14 protein-coding genes are annotated in these 18,284 nt (G+C 71.1%); 8 read left to right on the top strand and 6 right to left on the bottom strand.

What is annotated here, in order from left to right; translation table 11 throughout:
• The 3 genes from ACLIN4_RS29810 to ACLIN4_RS29800 form a co-directional block, all read right to left on the bottom strand.
• A complete protein-coding gene (locus ACLIN4_RS29810) occupies positions 1–1,509 on the bottom strand; it encodes an ABC transporter substrate-binding protein (RefSeq protein ID WP_411576420.1) in 1,509 nt (502 codons plus the stop codon).
• 115 nt (positions 1,510–1,624) lie between these two features.
• Positions 1,625–2,161, bottom strand: coding sequence for a GNAT family N-acetyltransferase (locus ACLIN4_RS29805; protein WP_411576419.1), 537 nt, complete (start codon positions 2,159–2,161; stop codon positions 1,625–1,627).
• Positions 2,162–2,329: 168 nt separating this feature from the next.
• Positions 2,330–4,099 carry a hypothetical protein gene (locus tag ACLIN4_RS29800; protein WP_290012996.1) on the bottom strand — a complete coding sequence of 590 codons (1,770 nt, stop codon included), beginning with the start codon at positions 4,097–4,099 and terminating at the stop codon, positions 2,330–2,332.
• Between the two features lie 592 nt (positions 4,100–4,691).
• On the opposite strand from ACLIN4_RS29800, the gene ACLIN4_RS29795 reads away from it, so the two are divergent.
• The 3 genes from ACLIN4_RS29795 (at position 4,692) to ACLIN4_RS29785 (ending at position 7,048) form a co-directional block, all read left to right on the top strand.
• Positions 4,692–5,264 (top strand): RNA polymerase sigma factor, encoded by a 573-nt coding sequence (locus ACLIN4_RS29795; RefSeq protein WP_107478765.1) that lies wholly within the window; start codon positions 4,692–4,694, stop codon positions 5,262–5,264.
• A complete protein-coding gene (locus ACLIN4_RS29790) occupies positions 5,261–5,638 on the top strand; it encodes a hypothetical protein (protein ID WP_257101724.1) in 378 nt (125 codons plus the stop codon). Before ACLIN4_RS29795 ends, ACLIN4_RS29790 begins: the two co-directional genes overlap by 4 nt.
• Positions 5,639–5,962: 324 nt before the next feature.
• Entirely contained in the window at positions 5,963–7,048 is a 1,086-nt protein-coding gene (locus ACLIN4_RS29785) for a trypsin-like serine peptidase (protein WP_219179241.1), read from the top strand.
• A 64-nt stretch (positions 7,049–7,112) separates the two neighbouring features.
• Here the strand turns inward: ACLIN4_RS29785 and ACLIN4_RS29780 are convergent, their stop codons facing one another.
• From ACLIN4_RS29780 to ACLIN4_RS29770, 3 genes are all read right to left on the bottom strand, one after another.
• Positions 7,113–7,412, bottom strand: a complete 300-nt coding sequence (locus ACLIN4_RS29780; RefSeq protein ID WP_411576418.1) for a hypothetical protein — start codon at positions 7,410–7,412, stop codon at positions 7,113–7,115.
• Positions 7,413–7,664: 252 nt separating this feature from the next.
• Positions 7,665–8,684 (bottom strand): alpha/beta hydrolase, encoded by a 1,020-nt coding sequence (locus tag ACLIN4_RS29775; protein WP_411576417.1) that lies wholly within the window; start codon positions 8,682–8,684, stop codon positions 7,665–7,667.
• A 71-nt stretch (positions 8,685–8,755) separates the two neighbouring features.
• Positions 8,756–10,396, bottom strand: a complete 1,641-nt coding sequence (locus tag ACLIN4_RS29770) for a phosphodiester glycosidase family protein (protein ID WP_411576789.1) — start codon at positions 10,394–10,396, stop codon at positions 8,756–8,758.
• 219 nt (positions 10,397–10,615) lie between these two features.
• On the opposite strand from ACLIN4_RS29770, the gene ACLIN4_RS29765 reads away from it, so the two are divergent.
• From ACLIN4_RS29765 to ACLIN4_RS29745, 5 genes are read left to right on the top strand one after another with little or no spacing between them, the layout of a single operon-like run.
• Positions 10,616–11,134 carry a hypothetical protein gene (locus ACLIN4_RS29765; protein WP_100047408.1) on the top strand — a complete coding sequence of 173 codons (519 nt, stop codon included), beginning with the start codon at positions 10,616–10,618 and terminating at the stop codon, positions 11,132–11,134.
• Positions 11,134–12,537 (top strand): hypothetical protein, encoded by a 1,404-nt coding sequence (locus ACLIN4_RS29760; RefSeq protein ID WP_289907614.1) that lies wholly within the window; start codon positions 11,134–11,136, stop codon positions 12,535–12,537. The genes ACLIN4_RS29765 and ACLIN4_RS29760 overlap by 1 nt, the downstream gene beginning before the upstream one ends.
• Complete coding sequence (locus ACLIN4_RS29755) at positions 12,534–13,994, top strand: VWA domain-containing protein (RefSeq protein ID WP_289907615.1); 1,461 nt, start codon at positions 12,534–12,536, stop codon at positions 13,992–13,994. The genes ACLIN4_RS29760 and ACLIN4_RS29755 overlap by 4 nt, the downstream gene beginning before the upstream one ends.
• Positions 13,995–14,053: 59 nt before the next feature.
• Entirely contained in the window at positions 14,054–15,178 is a 1,125-nt protein-coding gene (locus tag ACLIN4_RS29750; protein ID WP_100047407.1) for an ATP-binding protein, read from the top strand.
• Positions 15,175–18,105: a hypothetical protein gene (locus ACLIN4_RS29745; protein ID WP_307651819.1), complete on the top strand. Its 2,931-nt coding sequence runs from the start codon at positions 15,175–15,177 to the stop codon at positions 18,103–18,105. The genes ACLIN4_RS29750 and ACLIN4_RS29745 overlap by 4 nt, the downstream gene beginning before the upstream one ends.
• The last annotated feature ends 179 nt before the right edge of the window (positions 18,106–18,284 follow it).

Here is an 18,284-nt window from a genome sequence, read left to right as displayed (position 1 = left end):
TCAGCGCCGGGTGCCGGTGCCGACGAGGGTGCGCTCGTACGGGTCGAGGATCACGCCCTGCACGGAGTCGGCGACGCCGGTGATGATCCGCTGGTGCACGAGCGGCACCACGGCGTCACTGCCGAGGATGCGGGCCTCGGCGGCCATGGCGGCGTCCTGCCGCTTCGCGGTGTCGGCGATCTTCTCGGCCTCGCCGACGGCGCGGTCGACGTCCTTGTCGCAGAGCTGGGCGATGTTGAAGCCGCCGTCGCAGGTGTAGTCGCTGGCGAGGACGGCGACGGGGTCACCGGTGTCGAGGAGGGTGTTGCGCGCGAGCACGAAGGCGTCGAACTTGCCCGCCAGGGCGTCTCCCTCCAACCGCGAGTACTCCCGCACGGTGAGCTTCACCTTGAACCCGGCCTTCTCCAGCTGCTGCTTCACCACCTGGGCGACCTCGGGCAGCTCGGGCCGGTTGTCGTAGGTGGCGAGGTTGACGGCGGCGCCACTGGGCTTCTCGGCCTCCGCCCGCCCTACGGGCGCGGTCCGCTTCCCCTCGGCCCAGGTCACGGCGGGCCCGTAGATCCCGGCGCTGGGGTCGGCGTACCCCTCGTACACGTCCTTGGCGAACACGGAGGTGTCGACGGCGGCACGCGCGGCGGCACGCTGCCCGGCGTCCTGGAACGTCCCGGAGGAGGCGTTGAGGAGCAGGCTGGTGGTCCGGGTGGTGGCGGTGTCGCGCCGCGTCTTCTCGTCGAGCGTCGCCGCCTGAGCCACCGGAACGGCCTCGGCGATGTCGAGCTCCCCGGTGCGCAGGGCGTTGGCGCGGGCGGTGCCGTCGGCGATGAAACGGGCGTCGATGCCGGAGGCCTGGGCGCGGCCGCCCCAGTAGTCGCCGAACCGGTCGAGGGTGGCGGAGGTCGCGCCGTTGACCTTGGTCAGCTCGAAGGGGCCGGTGGCGTGGCCGACGGGGTCGACACGGTTCTTGTCGGCGTAGGCCTTGCCGGACAGGACGGCGAGGCTCGGGCTGGACAGCCGCAGCGGCAGTACGGGGTCGGGCTCGGCGGTGGTGATGCGGACCACCCGCTCTCCCTGAGCCTTGGCACTGAGGGTGACACCGGCGAGGGCGGCGGGCGCGGGCTTCGCGTCGGTGGCGTGGGTGAGGGATTCGGCGACTGCGGCCGGGGTGACGTCGCCGCCGTCATGGAAGGTGGCGTCGCGGAGGGTGAACTCCCAGGTCTTCTCCCCGTCCCTGCGCCAGGACTCGGCGAGCGCGGGGGCGGCGGAGCCGTTGGCGTCGAGGGCGGTGAGGCCCTCGGTGACACCGAGGCGGCTGAGGAGGGTGGCGTCGGCGCCGTACGGGGAGAGGTTCTCGGCGGGCGGGAAGGCGAGGGCCACGCGGAGCCTGTCCCCGTCGCCGCTTCCCTCCCCGCCGGACCCGGAGTCGTCACCACCTCCGGAGGCGAAGCAGCCGGCTATCAGCGGGATGAGCAGGAAGGGGGCGAGCAGCCAGGAGGGGCGGTGGGAGCGCATGGTCCTCGGATCGGTCGGGTGCGTGCGTGGCGCGGGGGGGGGGAGGGGGTCGGGACTGGAGCGGCAGCGAACAGGATCCTACATGACAATCATTTCCATGATCGCGTGTCCTCTCTCACGCCATCGGCACATCGAAGTGCACGATTCCCTGCCCGCCACCGGCGTCCTCCCGCTCGTCGTGCACGACCTTGGCGAGCGACCGCCAGAAGGGCTCGGCCCCGGTGACGGCGGGGTCGGTGTGCAGGTAGACGGCCCGGTACCCGCCGTCCGCGGCGGCGAAGGCGAGCAGCTCGTCGACGAGCCGCCGGGCGAGGCCGCGCCGACGATGCTCGGGCCTGACGTACACACGGCGCAGCTGCGCGGTCACGCCCGAGGGGTACTTCTCGGCGACGTGCAGGGGGTTCGGGGGGTGCGCGGGGCCACGGGAGTCGAGGGCGGCGGTGGCGACGACCTCGCCCTCCGCGTCGACGGCGACGAGGAGGGTGTGCCGCGCGGGGGTTACGTACGCCCCGGCCAGGTCAATGATGTCGCCGTGCCAACGGGGGACGTACCCGGTGCCGAAGTCCCGGTAGACGGTGTCGAGCATGACGGCTCGGGCGGCGTCCAGGTCGGCCGGGGCTGCTGTCCTGATGCTGTAGTCACGTTCGCGCACTTGCACATGGTACGCAATAGCGACTTGCTGCTGGTCAGGTGGGGGGCAGCATTCTGAGTACGCCAAGACGCTGGAGTTTCCACGATGTGCTCCGCTGCTCTCCGGGGTGCCTCAAGGGAGACAAAGCCGCCGAGTGTTCCTTCCGAGTCCGGCACCGCGGCCGCGCTCCTAATCGACTTCGCTGGTCGTGGCGTCGGATCCAACCGGCCTCGCAGCCTTCGTGCCAGTACTGTCGCCGTCACCGCCCGCCTCGATGGGGGCGTGAAGCCGCTTACTAAGCGCTTCTCGTTCACCGTCGGGGATCGTCATCGACTCGGCGAGCACGGCGGCGAGCGCGTCCACTTGCGCTTTCTCGGTGTCGGCGTGGAAGAGCCACCGGATGTTCTCGTCACGCGTGATGAGATCGATCGCCAAGCGAGCGCCTCTGTCCTGCGTGCTCGCTGCTCGGACGTATCGCACTCGGTCGATCGGAATGTCTTGACCGATCTCGCCCTGCTCGAGGAAGGCGTTCGTCCTGGCTGTGATGATGCGGCGATCCGTGACAGCGACCAGTTCCCTTGCCGCGGTCTTGTCCCGCGCTGCCGCCAACTTCTCCTTCGCTCCGCCGAGGATCGCGGAAATGGGACCGAAAGCGTCGAACGGGTCGGGGAAGCCGAGGACACGCAGGGTCTCACCGTCCTCGAGGAACCATCGCAGGACGCGAAGGTACGGCTCGAGCTCCAGCGACGCGGGTGCGCAGACGACACCGGGAGTCTCGAGCACAGGGGCCGGTGGCCGGAGAGCGTCGGCCAGCGGCTCGATCGCCTCCAGGAGGCGGGCGGAGGTTTCGCGAGCCGCCTTCACCTCCTTCCGCTTCCCCGGGAGCGGCCAGCTGTCGGGGCCGGGTAGCTCTGCGGTGATGCGCAGCTCCCGTGTCAGCGCGTCGACGAGGCTCGTCGTCTCGGCGAGAACGGAGTCGAACTCCGCGCGGGTGTCACGCGCGATGACCTCGGCGTACTGCGCCTCGGCCGCGTCTTCGCGGCCGGCGGCTCTCGCCCTCGCGGCGCGGAGCGCCTGGTACCCGGTCCATGCCTTGAGGGAGGACAGGAGGGCGTGGGCGTCGAAGGCGATCGCCTCGGCGTTCGTCTGCAGATACTCACGGTGGCTGCGCGCGTCGAGCCGACCGATCTGCCTGACGTGGTCGCGCACGTTCCCTTGGAAGAGCTCGAGCTGCTTCTGCAGCAGCGCTCCACTCCCTGCGACGTCGTCCCACAAGGACGCCGGGACGGATTCGATCTCTCGCGCCTGGTCGACCGCGCGATCGATGGCGGCGACGAGCCCCGTCAGTTCGGCCCACTGATCCTTGCGGATGGTCGTGAGGACCTGGTTTGTCACCGCGAGGTTGGTCCTGACGATGCCCGAGACCTCGCTCAGCATCATTTGAAGGCCGACCATGGCCAGCGCCGGCCCGATCGAGGCCGCGGTCTGTGTCTTGCTGACGGCGTTCACGGGGTAGAAGCGGGCCTGGTGCAGGAAGCGGCCCGGAAGCATCACCGTCCCCAGGTTTCCGCCGTCCTTGACGGCGAGCGTCGCGCCGCTCTTCAACAGGGCCTGAGCCGTGTCACCGATCCTGTAGAGCCCCTGCACCCCAGCGAACGCGTTCCCGAGGTTGCCGGCCACGGTCGCCGCGTTCCCGATCGAGGCGAGGACCGCGGAGATCTGCTTGCGGTCGGCAGCCGGCACGATCCCGAAGTCGATCAGATCGGGTTTCAGCTCCGGGGGAACTTCACCGGCGACGACGGCCACCCCGGGGAGCACCTCCACCAGGACCGTCGACGCCGCCGCCGAGTCGTTGTCGGCGCCGGATGTCGGACCATCCTCCACAGATGAGTCGGCCGTAGTGCTCCGGCCGTTCTCCTGGGGCTCGGCGACGCCGGTCGAGTCCGAAGTTCCCTGCATGCGATCTCCTCCCCGCAAGGGCGCGCGACGGCCAGACACCGTCGGCGAACCCTGGCGAAGTCTACGGCTCGACGTCCTGCGGTTCGGTCCGGATCCACGGGCACTGTGATGCCTGCGTGATCCAGCTCGGACCGGCACCAATTGCAGGTCGTCGAAGCACACCCGCGGTCATGCGGGCCCGCCTCGGCCGTGCGTTCCTGTGGGCGTCACCCACGGCGAGCGAGGCACTCCGCCGGAAACCAGGCGGACCACGGCGCCTCATGATGGCGTTGGCCTGCCGGCTCGGCCGTGAACGAGAGCAAGGGATTCCGTACGGGCGATGCAGGGCCCGGCGGATACGGACGGGCACCGCGCTCCGGTGCCGGCCGCGACGGCGCTGAATCCTTTTCCGTCTCCGCCGCCTCTTGTCCATGGACCGGCCGCGTGGGCCGGCGAGTACCGAGAGGAGCGAAAGATGATGATCGGGATCATCACCGCGGCCGGTGTACTGCTGGTCTGCGTGTGCAGCGTGACACTGCTCAAGCGGAGGAACCGGAACCGTGGTTGATCCGCACCGGCCGACACGGCGGATCCCCGGACACGAGCAGAGCACATGAGTCGATACCCTTCTTGGCCTGACGATCGGCTGGTCAAAGCGGCCCAGGACGGCAACATCAGCTCACTGACCGCTGTGATCATGGAGTCACAGCCCCATGTGCGCAGGTTCGCTCTGTCCTTGTGCGCCACACCGCAGGATGCCGAGGACGCGGCTCAGGAAGCGCTGATCATCCTCTACCGGAAGATCGGCACACTCCGCGCATCCGGCGCCCTGGCCTCCTGGATGTTCCGCATCGTGCGCAACGAATGCCTGCGGCACCTACGACTGCTCACCTCCCGCTCCGCCTCCGTCACGGAAGAGGCCGGCAGCGAACCGGTGCCGTCCGCGGAGACCTCGGTGCTGCGACGACTGGACGCCGAGCGGATCGCCGCCGCGGTCAGCGGTCTTCCCCGTGACCAGCGGCAGGTCCTGATCATGAGAGACGTCCAGGGGTATCCGGGCCGCCTCGTCGCACAGTCGCTCGGCCTGAGCAACGCGGCCATGAAATCGAGACTCCACCGCGCCCGGGCCGCTTTGCGGCAAGCCCTGGCGACCGATGAAGCAGCCGAAGGAGAGACACGATCGTGAAGACCTCCGAAACGGGCAAGCCCGTCCGCGCGGAGGAGAACTTCGCCAGCGCCTCCGTCCTCCAGCACCTGCTGCGCGGTGTTGTGGGATTCGGAGTGATCACCGGATCGATCGCCCTGGTGCCCTTCGCCGGCCCCGCCACCCTGCTGGCCGCACCCCTGGGCCTGGTCGCCCTCCGCGGCTGCCCGACCTGCTGGGTGATCGGTCTGGCGCAAACCGTCTCCCGCGGCCGTCTGAATCGCAGCTGCGCGGACGGCGCCTGCACCCTGACAACTGCGGGCGGCACTGCCTCGATCGACCGGGCCGAAGAGCTCGGCAGAGGACCGGCGGACCACGTGGACGACCGGCTCGCTGCGGGCGGACACTTCCCCTGATCGCGACAGGGACCTTCATCGGGGCCCGCCCGGCTTCCGCCTCTGGATGGACGGCCGCCCCGTCGCCGGCGACCAGGCGGGAGACCCCCGGCGACCGGGAGTCCCGTTGCGCTGATCCTCGGGTCCGACAAGACCCCCGCACCGACCGGCGACCGACTCCCGTGCGCGTCAACTACAGGATGTTCACGGAGAGTCCACAGGTCAATACGGTGATTATGGTTCACTACCGGGGCGCGACAGAACGTGACGATCTGTCAACTGAAAGGTACTGGACCAGTGCACATACGCCGCACTCGCAGTGCTGTCACGGCCTTACTGCTCGCGGTGGCGCTGATACCCGCCACCCTCACGACCGCGTCAGCGGACGAGAAGCCCGCGCCCGCCGGACCGGACGTGACCATCGGCAAGCAGACCACCGATCCGCAGAAGGTCCGTGACTTCTGGACTCCCGAGAGAGTCGCCCGCGCCCTGGCGAACGAGAAGAAGGACCAGGCAGGCGTCGCCCGCGACGCCGCGCTCGCCAAGGCGGCGGCCGAAGCGAACGAAGAGAAGGCCAAGAGCTCGGCCTCCGCCAGCCACCTGACGGCTGAGGCTCCACGGATCCTCCCCGCGAAGAAGTCCGGCGTGTCGACGATGGCGGCGGCAGCCGACGTCCCCGAGATGCCCGTCGCGCAGGAAGTCCCGTTCCCGCAGAACGCCCCCGCGATCGTCGTCGGCAAGATCCTCTACATCGACGACGCCGGCGAGGAGCACGGGTGCAGCGGCGCCTCGATCGCCGCCGACGGCAAGAACACCGTCTGGACGGCGGGTCACTGCGTACACCCGGGCGACGGACGCGGATCGGACGGCTTCTACGACCTGGTGCTCTTCATCCCGGGGTACAAGGAAAGCCTCGACACCCCCGGCGAGTACGACGCTCCATGGGGCGAGTGGGTCGCCCAGTCGTTCGTCGCCCCGGAGGCGTGGACCCAGGACAAGGACTACAACGAGGCTGATCTGGCCGCCTTCACCGTCCGGGCCCCGTCGGGCTACACGAACCTGACCGACACCGTGGGCGCGCTCGGCTACAAGTTCGGGTACGGCTCGGACTGGCCGGACATCATCGACTCCGGGTTCCCCGGCGAGGGCTACAACCGCACCGACATGGACGGCTACACGCAGTTCTACTGCACCGGTGACGTGGTGGACGCCATGAACTGGAACCCGTTGGACAACCGGCTCGAGATGAACTGCGACATGGGAGCCGGCGCGAGCGGCGGTCCCATGGCCACCACCGAGGGAGAGATCGTCGGGGCCAACTCCCACGTCGACATCGACGACCAGGACCAGCGGATCAACGATCACCTGTACTCGTCCGACCACGGCGACCAGGCCGTAGCGGTGATCAACGCGATCAACGACGCGAACTGATCCGCTCGGCGGACGCAGACGGACCCAGGCGGGCCCGGTGCCATCTTGGCCTGGGTCCGTCCCGTTAGTCGTTCACGCGGCGCTCCATGCCCGGGTCGATGTCCTCGGCACTCGGGGCATTGACCATCCGCTGGTGCACGTAGCGGCCCCGGATCTCGTCCGTGGTCAGCGCTTCCCACCCCTCCGGCAGCTGTTTGCCCGCCTGCTCGAGCTCGGCAGACCACGCCTCGACCAATTCCGCCCGGGACTCCGGCACCTGCGACACCGCCGGGCTCGCTGCCGCGGTCGTCACCGGGGGTGACTCGTCCTCCGCCACGGTCATCACCGCTACCGCCAGCGCAGCGCCCGCCACGAACGCCACCACGGCAACGGTCCATATCCGCCTGCGAGTCATCCTGCTCCCCTCACGAACCGCGTCCCTTGTACCGTGCCACAGCCCTGTGGGGAGGACGACACCGTGGTGCACAGATCCTGTCAGGGCCCCGGGGAGACGCGCGAGAGTGGTCCGGCGAAGCGGGCGTACCTCGCGCTGCCGCGCTGCCCTCGCGCGGGGACGGCCCCCGGCATGAGCAGGGCTGTCCGCGCGTTGCCGTCGTCGAACGGTGGCAGAGTCGGTTCAGTCGTCGCCGTCGGCCTTCAACGCCCCCAGCAACATCGGCAGTGAAGCGTGCAGCTCCCGCTCCCAGTACGCCCAGGTGTGCGTGCCCGCACCGTAGAAGTGGGTCGTCAGATGCCGAGCCCCCACCCGGCGCAACTCCTCCGCCAGCGCCAGATTCTGCCGCTCGAAGTCCGCCTCCAACGCGCTCGTACTGCCGGGCGCGTCCAACGGCCCCGTCGTCCCGTCCCCGCAGGACAGGTACACCGGGATGGAGCGGAGTCGCTTGGCGAGGTGGAAGGGGTCGTGGGCCTCCCAGATGCGGCGTTGGGCTACCGGGTCGCCCCAGACGCGCAGGGGGTCGTTGTTCTGGCCGGCGAAGAAGCCCATGATGCGGGCCACCGACTCGTCGTTGAGGAGGGGGTGGGCCGAGCCGGAGTAGGAGGCTGCGGCCTTGAACATGCCCGGGTGGCGGGCGGCGTAGAGGAGGGAGCCCTGGCCGCCCATCGACAGGCCCGCCACGACGCGGTCGCGGCCGGCGCCCCAGTCGCGTTCGAGGAGGTGGCGCAGTTCCTTGGTGTGGAAGGTCTCCCAGGCCGGGTCGCCGCCCCGGCCGTGGTTCCACCAGTCGCTGTACCAGCCGTTCCAGCCGGCCTCCGGCATGACGACGAGGACGTCGCGGAGCGCTTCGGTTCGCGCCACGTCCGTCTTTGCGGTCCATGACGTGTAGTCGCCGCAGCAGCCGTGGAGGAGCCACAGGGTCGGCCAGTGCTGTCGGCGCCGGTCGTGGGGGTTCCAGCCGTCGGGGGTCAGGAGGCGGACCTTGACCGTGCGGCCGCCGAGGGCCGGCGAGCGGACCGAGAGGTCGAGCTGCCGGTCCGCGACTTGGGTGACGGCTACTACCTCCGCGCCGTGGGAGGAGCCGGAGGAGCGGGCGGCGGCCAGGGCCGGGGCGGTGGGGGTCAGGGTGGCGAGCAGGACGGCCAGGACGAGCAGTACTCGGGCTCGTAGGGTCAGGGCGGTGGGCACGTTCGCGAACACGGCGGCTCCCTGTGGTGGGTTGCGGTTCTTCGCTGCGGTGCTGTTCTTGCGTGCGGGGGGGGCGGTCGGCGTCAGTGGGTGTGCCTGCGGGGCAGGATCAGTAGTGCGTCGCCCACCGGGCGTTCGCCGGCGGCGTCGGACGGGTCGTTGATCACCGTGCCGTCGGTCACCATCGTCGTGGAGCCGCCGCCGTCGAGGTTGACGGCGTCGCGCAGGCCCAGGGACTTCGCGACCTCGGCGCTCTCGCCGATGCTCAGGCCGAGTGACTCGGTGCTGCGGCCGTCGGCCGTGACGAGGACGGTTCGGCCTGCCGCGTCCACGCCGGCCAGGGTGCGTGGGTTGCGCTTGTGGACCCAGCCGTAGTACCAGCTCGGGTCGCCCGGGTGGACCATGCCGTCGGTGGCGGGGGTGATGTGCAGGCGTCCGTCGCGGACGAGTTCCGGGCCGGCGTTGAGGATGTCCGTCTTCGGCGTGGGCGAGACGCGGTGGCCTCGTTCGTCCAGGAGGGTCGTGCTGATCCGGAGGCGGTCGCCGATGTGTGCCAGGGCTGTCAGGTCGGCGACGCGTCGGCCCGTCGCCTGGACAGAGCTGCCGCCGGGCGGGAGCGTTCCGCCTCGTGGGGAGCGCAGTTCGGTCACCCGGTCGTGGGCGTCCAGTACGGCTTCCAGGCCCTCGCCGGTGGGTGTGCCGCTTCCGTACTCGGGTGTGAAGGTGACCAGTTCGTCGGGGTTGGTGCAGGTGACGTCGTGGAGGGGCAGGGAGGTCGGGGCGTCGCCCGTGGTGCCGCCGCAGTTTCTGATCAGGCCCGGTACTCGGTTGATGCCGTTGAGGGGGAGGGAGGTCGCTCCTGTGCTGACCCGGCCCTGCCAGGTGAGGCGGGTGACCTCCGTGCGGCGGCCGTTGTCGTGGAGCACCAGGCCGGGGCGGCCGGCGACGGGTTCGCTCAGGAGGCGTCCGTCGTATACGCCTACGCCTGCCGGGTCGCCCGGGGCGCCCGCCTTGGGGTCGAGGACGAAGAAGCCGGCGTTGACCGCGGCCGTCGCGCCGGCCCGCGTGGACAGGTCGCTGGTCGTTTCGCGGTTCTCCAGGTCCGGGCCGTACGACGCGTCGAGGCTGCCGCGGAACTCGCGCGGGTCGATGGTGAGCACGTCCACGTGCCATGGGCCGCGTGCGTCGGCGACTCCGTCCCAGCCGGTGTAGACGGCGGATCCCGCGTGGCCGGCGGTCCTCAGGCGTGTTCGCTCGGCGTTCGCCGCGGACTGCGAGTCGAACGTCCCTACGCGGACCCGCCAGCCGAGGGTGCCGCCCGCGTAGTCGGCCGTGCGTGGTGTGGTGACCTTCTCCGCGCGGGCCTGGAAGCCCCGCGCCTTCAGCTCGGCGGTCAGTTCGTCGGCGCTCGCCCGGTCCTTCAGGGCGGTCGGCGGCGCGTCGGGGTCCGGGGAGGTGTCGCCGCCGGGGATGGAGACCTCGACCGTCCAGTGCAGGGCCGGGTCGGGGCTCTCGCCGCCGCCCCGCACGATGCGGGTGAGCGTCACGCCGGGCTGGAGGGTGGTGACGGTACGGGTCTCGGTGAGGTCGGCGGGGCCGAGGGGCAGTGCCTGCCGAGTCGGCTGGGGTCCTGGCGGGGAGGCCTGTGCCGGCGGTGCGCCCACCGTGACGAGGACGCCGAGGACGCCGAAAGCGGCGCCCGCACCGCACAGTCTCTTCTTCATCTGCACCGCCTGGATCGTGGACCGGTGACGAACATGCGCCATCCTCTCCGCTCTCTGCTGACACAGAAGTGGACAACCGCCCAACGCCCACTGCACAAGTAGCGACCGGTTCCGAGCTGCCGTCAAGAGCGCGGCGGCGGACGCGGAGGCCGTTGTCAGTGGTCGCCGATAGATTCGATCTCGTTCCGCCGAGGTGGCGTGAACTACCCCTTCGCATGCATGGGAGATGGTGCGTTGTCGGTCCGGGAGAAGTCGAGCACGGCGCGGGTGGTGCCGTCCGCGCGGCCGAGGAAGCTCGCCAAGGTGCCGTTCGTCGAGTTGGCCGACGGGCGGTTGCAGGGTGTGGTGTCCAGCGGTTCGGACATCGGGCGCGTGTACGTGTCGTCGGTCGCCGCGGGGTCGTACGCGTATGCGTGCAGTACCAACAACAACCGTCCGTGCGGCGGGGCGCGCGGCTCGTTCTGCAATCACATCCGGGCGCTCGTCGGTGAGGCCGTGCTGCAGTACGGGGCCGAGCGGGTGGCCCGCTATCTGAAGGTCGACGCCGAGGGCGCCGCCGACGCACACGCCCTCACGTCCGTCATGACGGGCTCGCGGCCCGGGCCGGGCGACGGTTCCGCGGCGGCGCAGGTGTTCAGTCGGTTCCTGCGGCATCTCGCCTATCTCGAACTTCCGGCGAGCACTGATCCGTTGCCGGAGATGCAGTGGTTCCCGACGACCGGGGCGGTGGCGGCCTGATGCGTGCCGATCTGCTTTCCGACGCCGTGGACGGGCTCGACGAGGCCCTTGCCGCCGTGGACGGTTTCGACGCCGCTCTCGTGGGTGGACTGCTGCGTCCGCAGCCCGGCCAGGCCGGGGGGCTGGCCGGGCTCGCCGACGCCGTCGCGGGGACGCCGCTCGCCTCACGGGTCGCCGAGGCCGCCGACAAGACGGCCGCCGGGGCCGGTGACGAGGGACACTTCGTCGCGCTCGCCGCCGCCCGTACGGCGTTGCTCGGGTCCGTGCACGACGCGCTCACCGCACGGGTGGAGGAGGCCACCGGCAGGCCGGCGGCAGCCGATGAGGCCGGGGGCCCGGTCGCCGGTGAGGAGCACGCGGCGAACCTGTGTGCCGCCGCCCGCAGTTGGCTGTGCGACCTGGCGCGAGCCGGCTGGCAGGGCATGGACCACGAACTCGTCGGCGGGGCCTCGCCCGTCGTCTCCGCGATGCTGCCCGACCCGGCGCTGCGTCGGCTCGCGACGCTCCTCGACGGCTTCGCCGCCGAGCTTGCCGCGTCCTGTCCCGGGGCGTCCCTGGAGCGGGTGCCGGTACGGCGGTGGGCGGACCTGTGGTCGCGGGCCATGCTGTTGACGTTGCCCGGGGCGGGCTCCGCGCCCGCGGTGGGCGAGGTGACCGGCCGTCTGCTTCCGCTCGGTGTCGATGTGCAGGAGCACGCCACCGCCGTTCAGGCGCAGGTGCACGCGGTGTTCGAGCCCTCCGACGGGGGTGCGTCACGGCTGGTGCGGGCCTCGGTGTCCGCGCCGAAGCCGGACACGGTCGTCGGGGCCGGTCTGTGGCAGTTGCTGCGGCCGCACATGTCGCTGCTGGCCGCCGTGAGCGAGGGCCGCTCCATGGAACTCGACGCGATGCCCGTCACCGCCGAGGGCGACCTGATATGGGACGACGGCCGGGCGCGGCCCGGCGAGCCCGCCGACGCGTTCGTCACCGCCCGGGTGGCGCTGCCGGCCGCCGCCGCGTCCGCCGTGTCCCCGCTCGACCGGCATCCGGCCCGGATCGCGGTGCCCGTCCTGCTGGAGGGGTACGGCGTGGAGGAAGAGGAAGAAGGGGACGGCGGGGCCGTGTTCGAGGTCGCCGGGTGCCGTATCGGCGTCGACACCGACCGGGTGCCCGCCGCCGGGCCGCTCACTGCGGAGGCCGTGGCCTCGTCGGGGGCCTGCCTCGGGTTGCTGCGCTGGGATGCCGGGCGCTTCCTGCTCCAGCCGCTCGCCGTCGAGCGGACCGTGCGGAAGAAGGCCGTCGCCGTGCACGCCGGGGCCTGGGCCGGGGGCACGACCGACAAGGCGGGGGTGCGGGCCGAGAAGGCCGCCACCGACGCCGTCAAGGTGCTGCGCGAACGCGCGGGGAAGCTGCTGCGCAAATGACGACCCACCAGAACGCGGAACACAGCTCACGCTTCGGCGCCGGATCCGAGACCGGTGCCGACGTTCCCGACGCGAACGACAACCGTCGGCAGGTCCTCTACTGGCGCCTGCTCGCCCGGCTCTTCGACCACGAGGAGCAGCCCGCTCTCGAGTCGGCGAGTCTCGCCGTCGTCGAGGACATCGGTCTGCCGTCCGCCCTGCTCGACCCGGGGACGTCGGTCGACTCCGTCGTGCAGCGGCATCCGGAACTGGCCCCGGAGTTCGACGGGCTGATGACGCCCGCGCCGGAGGAGGACGGCGACCGTGACCGCGCCGCCGAAGTGCGGCGGGCGGCGCTGGCGTCGAAGGTGCTGCTGAACGTGTTCGCCTCCGGTTCCGGCACCGTCACCGCCGAGCAGCTGGCCCGCTGGCAGTCCGACGCCGAGTGGTTCGAGCGTGCCCTCGGCTGCCGGCCCGGCGAGCTGCGGGGCGGGCGGGGCAGCGCGGGCCGGGCCGGAGCCGGTGGCGGTGTCAGTCCGACAGGCACCGGTGTCGGCGGGCCCGCTCCCGACCTCAGCCGGCTGATCCCCGCGATCGGCCCGGAACTCGGTTCCATCGAGGCCGGGCTCGTCAAGCGCATGCACCTGCGCGAGGTGCTGGCCGATCCCGCGCTGGCGGCGCGGCTGACGCCGAGCATGTCCCTCATCGAGCAGTTGCTGCGGGACAAGGACAACCTCTCAGGTGTGGCCCTCGCCAACGCCAAGGCGCTGATCCGGCGTTACGTCGACGAGGTCACCGAGGTGCTGCGCACCCAGGTGGAGAAGTCCACGGTGGGCGAGCTGGACCGGTCCGTCCCGCCCAAGCGGGTCTTCCGCAACCTCGACATCGACCGCACCATCTGGAAGAACCTCACCAACTGGAGTCCGGAGGAGGAGCGGCTCTACGTCGACCGTCTCTACTACCGGCACACCAGCCGCAAGACGACGCCCCAGCGGCTGATCGTCGTCGTGGACCAGTCGGGGTCGATGGTCGACTCGATGGTCAACTGCACCATCCTGGCGTCGATCTTCGCCGGGTTGCCGAAGGTGGACGTCCACCTGATCGCATACGACACGCAGGCACTGGATCTCACGCCGTGGGCGCACGACCCGTTCGAGACGCTGCTGCGCACCAAGCTCGGCGGCGGCACCGACGGCACGGTCGCCATGGCGCTCGCCCAGCCGAAGATCGCCGAGCCGCGCAACACCGTCGTGGTGTGGATCTCCGACTTCTACGAGTGGCGGCACCAGGAGCTGTTCGACAGCATGGCCGCCGTTCACCGCTCCGGGGCCAAGTTCATCCCGGTCGGATCGGTGACCAGCTCCGGGCGCGGCAGCGTCAACCCGTGGTTCCGGGAGCGGTTCAAGGACCTGGGCGCGCCGGTGATCTCCGGTCACATCAAGAAGCTCGTGCACGAACTCAAGACGTTTCTCACCTGATCACCGAGTACAGCTCTCTCACCTCGTAGTGATCACCGTACGGAAAGGCCCTTCACCTCATGTCCGACCTGCTGCGCGCGCCCGCCGAGATCAAGTACGCGGAGGAACTCGACTGGCTGGAGTCGATCGACGACAACCCCAAGCCGTTCTCGTGGCGCCTGTCGCCGAAGATGGTCCGTCTGTTCATCCTCGGCTCCGAGCGCGCTGACGGCCTGGACCGGGAGGTCTCGCAGAAGTGGTTCGGTGACCGCAGTTTCGTGGAGCGGTCGATCGTCACCCTCGCCTCCGACCGCGGGCTGCTGCTCATCGGCGACCCCGGTACCGGCAAGAGCTGGCTGGCCGAGCTGCTGTCCGCCGCGATCTGCCGCAACTCCACGCTGGTGGTTCAGGGCACGGCCGGCACCACCGAGGACCACATCAAGTACTCCTGGAACGTCTCCATGGTGATCGCCAAGGGGCAGTCGCGCGAGTCGATGATCCCCTCGCCGATCATGACCGCGATGGAGGCCGGTTCCATCGGCCGCTTCGAGGAGCTGACCCGGTCGACCAGTGACGTCCAGGACGCGTTGATCTCGATCCTCTCCGAGAAGTACATCTCCGTGCCCGAACTGGAGAGCGGAAGCGGTGACGACAACATCGTCTTCGCCAAGCCCGGCTTCTCGATCATCGCCACGGCCAACAGCCGCGACCGGGGCGTCAACGACCTGTCGTCCGCGCTCAAGCGCCGATTCAACTTCGTGCGCATCCCGGTCGTGACGAACAAGAAGAGCGAGGCGGAGATCGTCCGCTTCCGCACCGAGGAACTGCTGCGCCGGCACTCCATCGACCTGGACGTGCCGCCGACCCTCCTCGACGTGCTCCTGCAGAGCTTCGCCGACCTGCGCGCCTCCGCCGCCGCGGCCGGCAGCGACGACGAGAAGCTGGAGTCCGCGCTGTCCACCGCCGAGCAGATCGGTGTGCTGGAGGACGCCGTCCTGCACAGCAACTTCTTCGGCGAGCGCGCCCTGACCGCCCGTACGCTCGCCTCCTCGCTGGTCGGCTCCCTCACCCGCCGCGAGCCCGAGGACCTGGCCATCCTCAACAAGTACCTGCACGGCGTCGTCGAGCCGCGCAGCAAGGAGGAGGGCGGCTCCTGGCCCGAGTTCCTGGAGGGCGGCCGCGACGCGATCGCCACGCTGTCATGAGCGGGCCCCAGGAGAGCACGTCGTTCGCGGCGCTCCGCGGGCAGTTGCAGGAGGCCGCTGCGGCCTTCGCGGGCGGGCGGGACGCGCTGGAGGACATCCTCCTCGGGCTGGTCGACGACGTCGACCGCGCGGTGCGCGAGCCGCTGGAGATATTCCCCGTCTGCCACCACTCCCCCGCCTCGGCGACCGCCATGGCCCGCCGGCTGCGGGAGAAGCAGCCCAAGGTGGTGTACCTGGAGCTGTGCGAGGACATGGCGCCGCTGCTGACCGAGCTGCGCAACTGCCGGCTGCCGGTGGCCGTGCAGGCGTTCGCCGGTGACGTCGACGGCTTCCCGCAGGAGTGGGCGCCGTTGTCGGTCGTCGCGCCGATCACCGAGGCGTCCGCCGAGTACCAGGCCATCGCATACGCCCTCGACACCCCGGGAGTGGAGCTGGTCCTCGTCGACCGGTCGGCGGACCACGTCTTCCAGTGGGACAACAGGGGTGAGAGGGCCACCGAGGATGCCGAGGCCCCGGAGGAGCCCGAGGCCGCGCTGCACGGCGAGGCCGTCGGCGTCGAGATCGGCGACCTGCGTCCGCGCTTCGCCGAGCTGGAGGAGCACCTGCTGCGCCACGGCAAGGTGCGGCACTGGTCGGAGTGGTGGCACCAGTACGTCGAGGTGCCGCTCGGTGACGGCGCGGCCGACCACGACACCTACCGCCAGGTCATGTTCCTCATCGGCAGCCTCTTCCGGCGGCTCGCCCCCGGTGACGGGGCCCGGGTCCGGGTGGACGAGGACCGCGAGCGGTACATGTGGACCCGGATGCGTGAGCACATGGACGCGACGGGGACCGATCCGGCGGACGCGCTGTACGTGTGCGGGGCCTTCCACGCGGCCAGCCGGGTGGCGGAGTTCGGTGTGGACGGCAGCGACACGTTCACCGTCTCGCCGCGTTCCGGCACCACCTGGCAGTACGGGCTGATCCCGTCCAGTCACGCGGCGATCGAGGCGCAGTTCGGCCTCGCGGCCGGCTCGGTGTCGATCGCGGCGACGGAGTGGGCGAAGAGCCTCAAGCGCACGCGTGTGCAGCCGTACCGGCTGGCGGGTCAGACGGGTGGGAAGAAGCGCCCCGCGAAGAAGGCCGCTACGGCTCAGCGGGCCGACGTCTCCTCCGTCCCGGCGGCGGACTCCGCCGCCGGGGACCGGCTGTCCGGGTTCCTGCGCAGGCCGCCCGTGATCGACACGCTGGACGAGGCGGAACTGCTCGGCTGGTCCGTGGACATCGTGCGCGCCGCCCGGCGCAACGGGTACCTCGCCTCCACCGCCGACGCCATCGCGGTCTTCGAGACGTCGATCCTGCTCGCCGGCATGCGGGACCGGGCCAAGCCGACGCCGTACGACTTCCAGGACGCGGCGGTCACGTGCATCGAGAAGGACGTCGTGCCCGGGCGGCGGGACGTGCGGCGGCTCGTCGAGATCATGATGGGCGGCGACCGGATCGGCCAGGTCGGCTACGAGGCGCTGCCGCCGCTCGCCCGCGACGTGCACGACCGGCTGGCGCCGCTCGGGCTGAAGCTCCAGCAGCGAGGTGTGCAGCGGGCGCTGCTCGACATGGCGTCGCGGCCGGAGCTTCAGGCGTGTTCCGATGTGCTGTGGATGCTGCGGCGCCTGATGCCGCACGGTGCGGCGCGGCCGATCATGGGCGAGCGGAAGCTCGGCGAGCGGTCCATCCAGGAGTCCTGGGACGTGGCGCTCGGCACCCACCAGCGGGCGCTCATCGAGCTCGGCTACGAGGGCGTCAGCATCGAGCAGGTCCTGGAGCAGCGGCTGCGGCGCGACGCCTACGGGCCGCGGGCGACGACGGCGACCGTGCTGGCCGCCGTGGAGGACGCGACCCTGTACCTGGGCAGCCGGCGCCTCGCCGACGAGCTCGGTACCCACGCGCTGAAGGTGCTCGCCACCGAACGCAGCGTCGACGGCGCCCCTCAGGTGCTGCGGCGGGTGCGGGCCTTGCTGGCGTACTACCGGACCAGCGAGCCGGTGCTGCCGGCGTGGATCGAGTCGTTCGTCAAGACCGGGTACGCGCACTACTGCACGCTGCTGCCGACGGCGTTCCGGGACGAGGACGCGACGGTCGGGCAGGTCGCGGCGATGCTGGGCTTCCTGTTCAGCATGGAGAGCCTTGCTCTGTCGCTCGGCTGCGACCGGGCGCAGCTGGAGCTGGCGGTCGCCCAGTCGCATCCCGAGGACCCGTCCAAGACGGCCCTGCTGTGGGCGGCGCAGGTGCAGCTGGGCACGCTGTCGCGGGCCGAGCTGCGGGCCCGGTGCGACGAGCTGCTGGACAACCCCCTGGTGGTGCCTTCCTATCCGCGCTACCTCAGCGGCTTCGTCCATGCGCTGGAGCCCGTGCCGGGGCTGGCGGACGTGGTCGTGGAGGCGGTGTCGAACGCATTTGGGCGGCTGCCGGACGCGGTGCTGCTGCCGTGGCTGCCGCTGCTGATCACGACCCTGCGGTCCGGCGCCGCGGATCTCGCCCCGCTGCTGATCCGCGAGGCCGGGCGGATCTTCCCCGGCCGGCTGGAGGCGCTGGACGCGTGGGTGCCGCCGTGGCGGGCGCCCGTGGCGACGTCCGGGGCCGTGCGGGCCGACGTCGGCCGCCGGGGGGCGGAGCTGCTTCCGGCGCACCCGGCTACCTGCGACGCGGTGGCCGACCTGCTGGGCTGCACCGAGGGGTGGGCGCGCCCCGGGGGCCCGGTGGGAGCGGCGCGGTCGGGAGTCGAGCTGCTGGCCGCCCATCCGGCGACCTGCGACGCGGTGGCGGAGCTGCTCGGCTGCGACGGGGAGTGGGCGGCGCGGGCGGGCGGCGCCCGATCGCCGGGGGCCTCGCTGCCGAGCCGTCACCCCGCGACGTCGGTGGCGCTCGAGGCGCTTCTGGCGGGCGGGTGACGTACGGGCGGCGGGCCGGCCGGGCTTCGGTACCGGCCGCACCCGCCATGTGCCCGCCGGCCTTCCCGCGCTGCTCGGCGTGGGAAGGCCGGCCACCGGCTGAGCATCCAAACCCGCGGGCGCGGGCCGTCGTATTCCTCTCCGGGGCTTCGACAGCCCGCGCCCGTTGCCGGTGCCCT

The organism is Streptomyces mutabilis (genome assembly GCF_046628145.1).
Classification (GTDB): domain Bacteria; phylum Actinomycetota; class Actinomycetes; order Streptomycetales; family Streptomycetaceae; genus Streptomyces; species Streptomyces mutabilis.
The sequence above is the reverse complement of the archived record's forward strand: the minus strand, read 5'-3'. Positions and strand labels throughout refer to the sequence as shown.

Bases quoted from the DNA above. Each gene is read 5' to 3' on its own strand.
- ACLIN4_RS29770 (WP_411576789.1), bottom strand. From the start codon at position 10,396: ATGAAGAAGAGACTGTGCGGTGCGGGCGCCGCTTTCGGCGTCCTCGGC.
- ACLIN4_RS29800 (WP_290012996.1), bottom strand. From the start codon at position 4,099: ATGCAGGGAACTTCGGACTCGACCGGCGTCGCCGAGCCCCAGGAGAAC.
- ACLIN4_RS29795 (WP_107478765.1), top strand. From the start codon at position 4,692: ATGAGTCGATACCCTTCTTGGCCTGACGATCGGCTGGTCAAAGCGGCC.
- ACLIN4_RS29765 (WP_100047408.1), top strand. From the start codon at position 10,616: ATGGGAGATGGTGCGTTGTCGGTCCGGGAGAAGTCGAGCACGGCGCGG.
- ACLIN4_RS29755 (WP_289907615.1), top strand. From the start codon at position 12,534: ATGACGACCCACCAGAACGCGGAACACAGCTCACGCTTCGGCGCCGGA.
- ACLIN4_RS29760 (WP_289907614.1), top strand. From the start codon at position 11,134: ATGCGTGCCGATCTGCTTTCCGACGCCGTGGACGGGCTCGACGAGGCC.
- ACLIN4_RS29810 (WP_411576420.1), bottom strand. From the start codon at position 1,509: ATGCGCTCCCACCGCCCCTCCTGGCTGCTCGCCCCCTTCCTGCTCATC.
- ACLIN4_RS29745 (WP_307651819.1), top strand. From the start codon at position 15,175: ATGAGCGGGCCCCAGGAGAGCACGTCGTTCGCGGCGCTCCGCGGGCAG.
- ACLIN4_RS29750 (WP_100047407.1), top strand. From the start codon at position 14,054: ATGTCCGACCTGCTGCGCGCGCCCGCCGAGATCAAGTACGCGGAGGAA.